Here is a 10,640-nt window from a genome sequence, read left to right as displayed (position 1 = left end):
AGTTGGGTGGCTTTTTTGCGTTTAAGGCTTTTCTTAAATGGCCACTTAATTTACTATTTTTGGTTAACACCTTAAACCAAAATACATGAAAAAGATATTTCTTTTTGCAGCCTGCATTACTGTCCTAATCGCCTGTAAGCAAAAAAGCAGCTCGGATAACAGTACCGAAAGTAAAGCTTTTGCGTCCATGTGCGAACAGTACTATCAGGACGGACTAAAATTAAACCCAATTAGCGCCACTTATATCGGCGACGAGCGTTATAATGATCTTTTGGCTAATGATGGATCGCAGGCTTATATTAAAGAATATAAAAGCTTTAACCAGCGTTATTTGGATAGTTTGGGCAAATACGATCGGGCAAGCCTGGATGCAAACGACAAATTATCTTTCGATTATCTGAAGGATCAACTGGAGATCAATATTGAGGGCTTAAAATACCATTCAGAATACCTACCCTTTAACCAGATGTTCGCTTTGCCTTTAACCATTGGACAGTTTGGCTCTGGAACGGGGATCCAGCCTTTCAAAACCGTTAAAAATTACGAAGACTGGTTAAAGCGTATTGATGCATTTTCGGTATGGGCGGATACGGCCATCGGCAATTTCAAAAAAGGTGCGGCTGCCGGTATTGTACTGCCCAAAGCATTGGTGGTAAAAATGATTCCTCAGATGCAAAGCATGGTTGTGGCTAAACCTGAAGAAAGTTTATTCTATGGCCCAATTAAATTATTACCTGCCAGTTTTTCTGAAGCTGATAAACAAAAGCTAACAGCAGCCTACCGCAACTCCATCACCAATGTGATTATCCCTACCTATAAAAAACTGGGCGATTACCTGCAGAACGAATATTTACCAAAAAGCAGAACTACCTCTGGTTACTCGGCCATGCCAGGTGGTTTGGCCTGGTATACCTATCTGGTTAAACAACAAACTACCACCAATAAAACACCTGAGGAAATTTATCAAACAGGCTTAAAAGAGGTTGCGCGGATTAAAGGGCAGATGGACAGCATCAAAAACCTGGTTGGTTTTAAGGGCGATTTGAAAGCTTTTTTCGAGTACATGAAAACGGATAAAAAATTTATGCCTTATAAAACACCTGAAGAAGTTTTAGCTGCTTTTGAGCACATCCACCAGCGGATGAAACCCAATCTGAAAAAGATGTTTGATGTTGAGCCCAAAACACCTTTCGAAATCCGCCAAACAGAAGCTTTTAGGGCAGCATCTGCCAGTGCAGAGTATAATCAGGGCTCGGCAGACGGATCGCGTCCCGGAATTTTTTATGTACCGATTTTAGATGCCAAAACATTTAACATCACTTCTGGAATGGAATCACTCTTCCTTCACGAAGCCATCCCCGGGCACCATTATCAGATTTCTTTAACACAGGAAAATAAATCACTCCCTAACTTCCGCCGTTTTGGTGGGCATAATGCTTATGTTGAGGGTTGGGCATTATATTGTGAATCACTGGGCAAAGAGTTGGGCTTATATCAGGATCCTTATCAACACATGGGCGCCTTGGGCGATGAAATGCACAGGGCTATTCGTTTGGTTGTAGATGTAGCCATCCATACCAAAAACATGAGCAGAGAAGAAGCCATAAAATACATGACGGATAATGAAGCCATCAGCACTGAAGGCGCAACAGCAGAAATTGAACGTTATATGGGCATCCCTGCACAGGCTTTGGGTTATAAAACGGGCGCTATGAAAATAAGGGAATTAAGGACCAGGTATGAAAAGGAATTAGGTCCTAAATTTAAACTGGCTGCTTTTCATACGGAAGTTTTAAAAGATGGCTCTTTACCTTTATCGGTTTTCGAAACTAAAATGAATACCTGGGCAGAAAGCCAGAAGTAAAATTGTGGGGATATCCGAAAAGGTATCCTCTTTTTTATCCATTATGCTCCTGGGCTTAAAAAACATTTATTGTATCTTCTAATTAATCAATACCGTATGAATAACCTGTCAAGTCAACCCATTCAACTCAATCAGCGGACCATCATTGTTGATATACTTAGAGGTTGGGCACTTTTGGGCGTTGTTTTGATGAACTACTATGATTTTTTTGTGTTGGACAAAGATCCTGTTCTTTTTAAACCCGATCATTTAACCAACGGCTTAATGTATATCTCCAGAACGGTTTTCGCAGCCAAATCGTGGACCATGCTGAGTATGCTCTTTGGTTATGGTTTTGCTGTGCTAATGAACAACATTAGCAATAAAGGAAAGAATCCTTATACTTTTTTTATGGGCCGCATGTTCTGGTTATTAATGCTTGCTTTAATTAACAGTGCGGTGTTTTTTGGCGATATTTTAAAAGATTATGCCATTTTAGGGTTGTTGTTATTGTTCTTCTACCGAAGTTCGGCCAAAACTACTTTTATTATCAGTTTGGTATTACTGTTGCTTATCCCGGCATTAAGCTCCTTCGTCAATTCGTTGGATGATTCTGGCCGTGAAGACATAGTAAAACTATTTTACCTATATAAGAGCCACAACTTGTTAGATGTGCTCTACTTCGGATTAAAAGGTACCTATGTTGCCCAGATGATTAGTAAACCTTATCTGTATACGGTACATGTGGTCATGTTCTGCTGTTTCTTATGGGGGTTTAGCTTATACAAAATCAATTTCTTTGATGCCTTGCCCACCAAAATAAAATGGGTAAAAAAAGTATTCTGGATTTCCTTAGGCGTTACGTTATTGCTATCTGCCTATTTCCCGATCATTGAAAAATTAAAATGGAATATTAAGGAGTATTATAACATCCGTTATTGGTTAATTTTAAGTACCATGTTGTTTATTTCCAGTGCCATTTGCTGGCTGTATATTTCGGGCAAGTGCAAAACTTTTTTTGGCAGTTTGGCCATTATGGGGAAAATGACCCTTACCAATTATATGGTGCAAAACTTGATCGGTCTGCTTATTTTTTCCGGCTTTGGTTTTGGTATCTTTACCTCTAAACCAATCGGCTTTTATTTAATCCTTGCCATTGTTATTTATACGTTGCAGGTCTTTTTTAGTAAATGGTGGCTTTCCAGGTATAATTATGGACCGGTAGAATGGATCTGGCGCCAATTAAGTTATGGGAAGAAACTGCCGCTGAGAAAATGAGACAGCTTAAGACCATAAATTAAAATCTAAACCCTTTTCCGATTACTTTGTTAACTATTAAAACACCTCAATCATGGACAAAGAAAAACTGATACAAGAAGCTTATTTGGTTGCGCACAAAATAGAAGAAAACGGTAATTTTCCGAATAACTCCAATTTGCCGTTAATGATCTATAAGGGTACTTTCAGATTGCATCCAGACGATACGGAAGAGGTGATCAAAAAGGTTTTCGCGCAGAATGGATACACCAATGCCTGGGTAGATGGTATTTTCGATTATCATCATTACCATAGTAATACACATGAAGTGATGGGCGTTTTTTGTGGTAAGGCAGACGTACAGTTTGGTGGCGATCATGGGGTTTGCATTGAGCTGGATAAGGGTGATGTAATCATTATCCCCGCCGGGGTGGCACATAAAAAATTAAACTCAAGTGATGACTTTACGGTAGTTGGCGCTTATCCAAATGGTGCCGAATATAATATGAAATATGGTAAAGCTGAAGAGCGGCCAGGAGTGGATGAAGACATTGCTAAAGTGAAAAATCCAGACAGCGATCCGGTTTATGGGAGTAAAGGGCATTTATTTGAGTGTTGGTACAATCAAAATTGCGAAAATGTGTAAAACTCTTTCGTTTTAACCGTCTAAAATTCTTTAATTTTCGGGTTTTAAATACACTATCCCCGATATTAATGAATTTTCGATATATATGTTCGGCATTAGCCCTCTCCGTAACTTTACTAACTGCATGTACCAGCAAAAAATCTGAGGAAAAAAAGGCGGCTGAAAAAAAAATCCGTACCAAGGAAGACGATAAAGCCGATAGCCTCTTACTGGTTTATAATCCCCAAAAGGGGGATAAATGGATTGCGGATTTTGTTGATAACCTGCACAGGAAATTCAATTTCAACGGAAATATGCTCGTGGCCAAAGATGGTAAGATCCTTTACGAGAAAGCAGTTGGCTGGGCTGATTACCTGCACCGTGATAGTTTAACCATCAACTCAGAATTTGAGCTGGCCTCGATTACCAAAACGTTCACCGGAACTGCGATTATGCAATTGGTAGAAGCGGGAAAACTTTCATTAAACGATAACGTAAAAAAGTTTTATCCAAATTTCCCATACGATGGCATCACTGTAAAGTTATTGCTTTCTCACCGAAGTGGCATGATGAACTATGTTTACTTTATCGACGATATCTGGCGCAAGGAAAAACGGAACATGAAAAAAGGTGTAACCAATCAGGAAGTAATGGATGTGATTGCCGAACGCAAACCAAATCCATATACCAAACCTGATAACCGTTTTCATTATAATAATTCAAACTTTATGGTTTTGGGTGCCATTATAGAAAAAGTAACCGGACAGCGTTATTCGCAATATATGATGGAACATGTGTTTAAACCAGCCGGATTAAAACATACGCACGTATACAGCACAACTGAATACGAAAAAATCCCGGTTGATGTGGTTGGTCATGACCGCAATAGTTTTAGATATTCAGTTGCACAGAATTTTCTAGATGGGCCAGTAGGTGATAAAGGCATTTATAGTACGGTGCACGATTTGGTACTGTTTGATAAATATTTGAAAAACGGTAGGTTATTAAGTAAAAAAAGCCTCGATTCTGCCTATACTGGTCACAATAAGCCTATAAATGGTCATTTTAACTATGGTTATGGCTGGAGAATGTTTGATGGAGAAAAAATGGACAAAGTGGTTTACCATACTGGCTGGTGGCATGGTTTCCGACACATTTATGTTAGAGATTTAAACAAAAACATTGTTATTGTGTTTTTAGGCAACCTCACCAACGGAAGTTTAATGCATCTCGACGACTTGTACAAACATTTCGATATGCCAATTATCCGCAAAGGTGCTTACCATGGCAACGGAAGTTTGCCAGGCTCGGACGAAGATTAATTTTTATGGCAAAAACTAAATGGATTATTGAACCAGGTATCTTAACCATCTATCCTAAAAGAAATTTAAGGATAGTTGGCCTTATTTTTTTTGTACTCATCGCCGGGTTTATTTTTTTTCTATCCAGATCGCTTCAAGGTTATTCAGCAGGTTTTACCTTCGCGTATTATGGCTTTTTGTTATTAATTCCCTTACTTCTGATTTTTATTGCCGAGACCAAAGTCGTTTTTGATGGTAATAGTCGGCAATTATATAAAAGGATTGGTTTTTTGCCTATAGGCTCGATCCCCTTTGATGATATTGCCTCGGTTCAGCCCTACGAGATACTTGGAAGCGGTTATAATTACCGGTTGTTTAAAAAGAGCAACAGGCACGGAAAAGGCTTAATTGTTTCGTCGGGTTACAATAAGGCTACCAATGCGAATCTTATTCAATTTCAACAGGAAGTATTGCCAAAAATTGATGAACTGGTATTTGCCAATGCGCCTGTTATTCCTAAACAGACCATTTACGACTTTCAGTTTTTTAAAGAAGAGGGTGGCGTATACCTGTTGCGCGATAACAAGACCGGCAGTTTAGTGTTTGGACTGATTTTGATCGGCGTTACCATTGCCATTTTGCTTAATCCAGGTTTTTTAACAAATGAAGGATCTATTCAAAAAATACTCCTCACCTATTTTCCTGCGGTTATTGGTTTGGCCCTCCTTTTTGCAGCAACATCCAACATCCGTTTTGACAAGGGCCAGCGGAAAATAATCCGGTCTACATTTGCCGGTCGGGTGGTGAAAGAATATCCTTTCGATGCTCTGATCCGTTTCCAGATTATCCGTAAAACAACAAATCTTATTTACTCTGGTACCGAAGTTAGGGCCGAGATCGAGGTGCCTGCAAAAAGGAAAACAATCACCCTGATCCTTAAAAATTTTATAGGTACAAAGAGAATTGACCGTTTTATTGATGAAGCAAATACGATTTTGGGCAGAATTTAGTTATTATAAATAAAACACATCTATTATGTTCGACAAATTATTAGCGGCACAACAAAAGGCCGAAGAAATCAAAAAACGCCTTGATACCATATCAGTATACGGTGAGGTAGAAAACGGTGCAATAAAAATCACCGCAACAGCAAATAAGGCCATTACCGGAATTTCTATCGATGAGGAATTCTTGAAAAATGCCGATAAAGAGGAGCTGGAAGAGTTGTTGTTAACCGCTATCAATAAAGCCATGGCGAGTGCCGAACAGGTAAGCGCTGCTGAAATGCAAGCTTCGGCGCAGGATATGCTGGGTGGCCTGGGTGGTATGTTTGGGCAATAGCATCTTAAATCCATCTTGATACTGGAATCTCGCTACTTGATACTACTCGCTACTTGATACTATTTATACTCAAATCCCGATACTAAAATTATGAAATACACGTATTATGGCCAATCCTGTTTCCTGTTAGAAGCCGCTGGAAAAAAATTATTGTTCGATCCTTTTATATCACACAATCCACTAGCTAAAAATGTAGATATTAAATCCATTGAAGCCGATTATATATTGGTTAGCCATGGTCATGGCGACCATGTTGCAGATTTAGTCGCATTAGCTCAGCAAACTCAGGCTACAGTTATTGCCATGCCTGAAATCACTGATTGGGCTGCGAAACAAGGGATAGAGAAAGTACACGGAATGAACTTTGGCAAATTTACCTTCGACTGGGGAACTGTGCGCATGGTACCCGCTACGCATTCTTCCGGGTTACCTGATGGAAGTTATGGCGGAAATCCTGCTGGTTTCGTGCTGGAGTTAGATGGCAAACAAATTTATTTTGCCGGCGATACCGGTTTAACCATTGAAATGAAGGTTCTGGCTGATATTTATAATTTAGATTATGCTATTTTACCTATCGGTGGAAATTACACTATGGATGTTGATGATGCACTAATTGCCACAAAATATTTTGATTGTGATAAAGTGATCGGCGTGCATTATAATACCTTTCCTGTTATTGAAATTGATACCAAGGTGGCCGTTGATAAATTTGAGCGCGAAAAGAAAACGTTGTTATTGCCAGAGATAGGTGAGACGATAAGTTTATAGCTAATCGTCATTTCGACTGAAGTGCAACGGAATGGAGAATCCATCCCGGGATGATCTCTCCACTGCGTTCCGGTCGAGATGACGGTTTTTTTTGCGAAGTGCAGGCTTAGGAGTAATCCATGTAGCGTAAAAAACAAAAAAGGGCCTCCGATTTCATCGAAGACCCTTCAAATTATAAACCTGAACCTAATTCTTTTTAGCAGCTTCTTTATTTGCTTTATAACGCATATCTGCTGTACCATCTTTTTTAGTTGGGCCAGTAACTTTAGTTACCGCTTTGGCTTTATTTTCTTTAAAACGCATATCAGGCGTACCATCTGCTTTTACTTTGGCAGCTGTAGTAGTTGTTTTAGTTTCTACTTTTTTAGCCTCTTGTTTTACGCCTGCTTTAACAGGTGCGGTAGTTGTTTTTACTTCTTTTTTTGCAACAGTTTTAGCTTTAGTAGCTGTAGCTGGTGTTTGAGCGAATGCTGTGGTTAAACCAAATGCTGCGATTGCGATTAAACTCAATAACTTTTTCATAATCTTTAATTTTTGTTTTACTCGTTTATTTATTGATATAAAATTGGTTAATCGGGATGAAGTTTTAATGAAGATAATAAAAAAAATAATGATACTAATCAGGAGAGCGATTTCATCTTAATGTGCTGCCAGCCAGTTGTCTCCCTCACCAATTTCTACCACGATAGGTACGGTTAACTTAATGGCATTGGCCATTTTATCCTGAATAATTGCCTTCATCACTTCTTTTTCTGATCGCACCACATCAAAAACCAACTCATCATGTACCTGCATGGTCATGGTTGATTGTAAATTTTGTGCTTTCATCTCTTTGTGGATATTGATCATGGCAATCTTGATCATATCCGCTGCAGAGCCCTGTATCGGTGCGTTGATGGCATTTCGTTCTGCAAAACCACGAACTGTTTGGTTCGCCGAATTAATGTCTCTTAAATAGCGTCTTCTGCCCATAATCGTTTCTACAAAACCATTTTCGCGCGCAAAGTTCATGGTATCGCTCATGTAGCGTTTAATACCGGGATATTGCGTAAAATACTGCTCAATAATTTCTGCGGCTTCCTTACGTGGAATACCTAAGTTTTGAGATAAACCAAAAGCTGATTGCCCATAGATAATACCAAAATTTACCGCCTTAGCATTTCTGCGTTGTGTTCCATCTACCTCTTCGATGCTGATGTCATATACCTTAGCCGCTGTAGCGGTATGGATATCAATCCCCTTGCTAAAAGCATCAAGCATATTCTCTTCCTTGCTGATTTCGGCAATAATGCGCAGTTCGATCTGAGAATAATCGGCCGATAACAGGATGTGGTTTTCATCCCTCGCAATAAAGGCTTTACGCACTTCTCTGCCCCTTTCGCTGCGTATCGGAATATTCTGCAAGTTCGGATTGTTGGAACTTAATCTGCCCGTGGCGGCAACGGCCTGGTTATAAGAGGTATGCACCCTGCCTGTTTTCGGGTTAACCATTAAGGGCAATGCATCAACATAAGTTGATTTAAGCTTCTGTAACTGGCGGAAATCTAAAATATCCTGTACAATATCACTTTTACTGGCTAAGGCTGTTAAAACATCTTCTCCGGTTTGATATTGACCAGTTTTAGTCTTTTTCGCTTTAGGGTCGAGCTGAAGTTTATCGAATAACACCTCGCCCAACTGTTTTGGTGAGGCCAGGTTGAATTTGATCCCTGCTTTATCATAAACATTCTGCTCGAACTTGATAATTTCGGTTTCCAACTCTTTAGAATAGGCTTTTAAGGTTTCAATATCAATGCGAACACCTTCTTTTTCTATATCGGCCAATACATAAACCAAAGGATTCTCTATTTCCTCAGCCAGTTTGGCAGCATTAAGTTCTTTTAATTTTGGTTCGAAGATGTGTGCCAGCTGCAAGGTCACGTCGGCATCTTCGGCGGCATAATCTACCACATCGATCACCGGAACATCGCGCATGGTACCCTGGTTTTTGCCTTTGGCACCAATTAGTTTGGTAATGGAGATGGGTGAGTAACCAAGATAGTTCTCTGAAAGCACGTCCATACCGTGGCGGGTATCCGGATCGATCAGATAGTGGGCAAGCATGGTATCGAAAAGTTTTCCCTTTACCTGAATGCCATACCATTTCAATACTAAAATGTCGTATTTGGTATTCTGACCAATTTTTTCGATATCTTCATTTTCCAATACCACCCTAAATTCATCAACGATAAGTTGGGCTTCTTCTCTTTCTGCCGGAACGGGAATATAATAACCGGTTCCAGGTTTGATGGAGAAAGACAAACCCACTAAATCGGCCATGTTTGCATCAGTACCTGTAGTTTCGGTATCGAACGAGATTTGTTTTTCGGCAAGCAATAATTTGATCAAATCAGCACGTTGCTCAGCAGTATCAACCAATTGATAATCGTGTGCTGTATTTTCGATGGTTTTGGCAGGAAGTTTTTCTGCAGGTTCTTCTTCAAGCGTATTCGTATATTGAATGGCTTCACCAGTCTGGTTGCCAAATAAATCGGTTTGGGTACCTTCCTGAAAGCGCGCTGTGGTAACCGAAAATTCATCGCCAAATACCCTGCGGCCTAAGGTTCTGAATTCCAATTCTGTAAATAAAGGCTCCAATAAATCGCGGCTTGGATCGCAAAGTTCTAAGCTTGCTTCATCCAGCTCAACCGGCACATCCAATAAAATGGTAGCGAGTTTTTTGGAAAGCAAACCTTGTTCTGCAAAGTTTTCGACATTTTCGCGCTGCTTGCCCTTCAATTCATGTGAGTTTTCGATAATTTTCTCCATAGAACCATATTGTTTGATCAGTGCTTTGGCAGTTTTTTCGCCAATGCCCGGAATGCCGGGGATATTATCAACCGCATCGCCCCATAAACCCAAAATGTCGATTACCTGTAATACATTTTCGATTTCCCATTTGGCCAATACTTCCTTTACACCTAATATTTCCATATCGTTACCCATACGGGCTGGTTTATAAATGAAAATATTTTCGGAAACCAGTTGCGCAAAATCCTTATCGGGCGTCATACAATACACCTGATAACCTTTGGCTTCTGCTTTTTTTGCCAGTGTACCAATAATATCATCGGCTTCGTAACCATCAGAAGTGATTACTGGAATATTAAATCCGGTAATCAGTTTAATCACATAGGGCATTGCGGCAGCAAGGTCTTCGGGCATGGCCTGGCGTTGAGCCTTGTAGGCCTCGAACGTAGTATGCCTTTCGGTAGGTGCTTCAGTGTCGAAAACAACGGCAATATGCGTTGGTTTTTCTTTCTTCAAAACATCAAGCAAAGTATTGGTAAAGCCCATAACTGCTGATGTATTGATGCCTGTTGAGGTAAAACGGGGGTTCTTACTTAATGCAAAATGCGCCCTGTACATTAGCGCCATACCGTCGAGGAGAAAGAGTTTTTTATTCATGTGATTACACCGGTTTAAAGATTACACCGACAAATAGATTTATCGAGTGATAAAAGTA

The 10,640-nt window shown here is 39.9% G+C and carries 9 protein-coding genes; 7 read left to right on the top strand and 2 right to left on the bottom strand.

Annotated elements, in window-relative coordinates:
* The first annotated feature begins 85 nt into the window (after positions 1–85).
* The 7 genes from AC04Q1_RS22765 to AC04Q1_RS22735 all read left to right on the top strand — a co-directional run bounded on the left by AC04Q1_RS22765 (position 86) and on the right by AC04Q1_RS22735 (position 7,135).
* Positions 86–1,864: a DUF885 domain-containing protein gene (locus AC04Q1_RS22765; RefSeq protein ID WP_478366846.1), complete on the top strand. Its 1,779-nt coding sequence runs from the start codon at positions 86–88 to the stop codon at positions 1,862–1,864.
* 96 nt (positions 1,865–1,960) lie between these two features.
* A complete protein-coding gene (locus AC04Q1_RS22760) occupies positions 1,961–3,121 on the top strand; it encodes a DUF418 domain-containing protein (protein WP_478366845.1) in 1,161 nt (386 codons plus the stop codon).
* Between the two features lie 73 nt (positions 3,122–3,194).
* Positions 3,195–3,746 (top strand): cupin domain-containing protein, encoded by a 552-nt coding sequence (locus AC04Q1_RS22755; RefSeq protein WP_478366844.1) that lies wholly within the window; start codon positions 3,195–3,197, stop codon positions 3,744–3,746.
* Between the two features lie 68 nt (positions 3,747–3,814).
* On the top strand, positions 3,815–5,047 hold the full coding sequence (locus AC04Q1_RS22750) for a serine hydrolase domain-containing protein (protein ID WP_478366843.1): 1,233 nt from the start codon (positions 3,815–3,817) through the stop codon (positions 5,045–5,047).
* Between the two features lie 5 nt (positions 5,048–5,052).
* Positions 5,053–6,036 (top strand): hypothetical protein, encoded by a 984-nt coding sequence (locus tag AC04Q1_RS22745; protein ID WP_478366842.1) that lies wholly within the window; start codon positions 5,053–5,055, stop codon positions 6,034–6,036.
* 25 nt (positions 6,037–6,061) lie between these two features.
* Positions 6,062–6,367, top strand: a complete 306-nt coding sequence (locus AC04Q1_RS22740) for a YbaB/EbfC family nucleoid-associated protein (RefSeq protein WP_478366841.1) — start codon at positions 6,062–6,064, stop codon at positions 6,365–6,367.
* A gap of 90 nt (positions 6,368–6,457) precedes the next feature.
* Positions 6,458–7,135, top strand: a complete 678-nt coding sequence (locus AC04Q1_RS22735) for a metal-dependent hydrolase (RefSeq protein WP_478366840.1) — start codon at positions 6,458–6,460, stop codon at positions 7,133–7,135.
* Between the two features lie 186 nt (positions 7,136–7,321).
* Here AC04Q1_RS22735 and AC04Q1_RS22730 read toward each other — a convergent pair whose 3' ends face one another.
* Together AC04Q1_RS22730 and polA are read right to left on the bottom strand one after the other, a co-directional pair.
* Positions 7,322–7,657 (bottom strand): hypothetical protein, encoded by a 336-nt coding sequence (locus AC04Q1_RS22730; RefSeq protein WP_478366839.1) that lies wholly within the window; start codon positions 7,655–7,657, stop codon positions 7,322–7,324.
* 117 nt (positions 7,658–7,774) lie between these two features.
* The gene (gene polA, locus AC04Q1_RS22725) at positions 7,775–10,582 is read right to left on the bottom strand and encodes a DNA polymerase I (RefSeq protein WP_478366838.1); all 2,808 of its coding nucleotides are present in this window, start codon (positions 10,580–10,582) and stop codon (positions 7,775–7,777) included.
* Between the last annotated feature and the right edge of the window lie 58 nt (positions 10,583–10,640).

It is taken from the genome of Pedobacter humicola, assembly GCF_056490705.1.
This window is presented reverse-complemented; position numbering and strand designations above follow the sequence as displayed.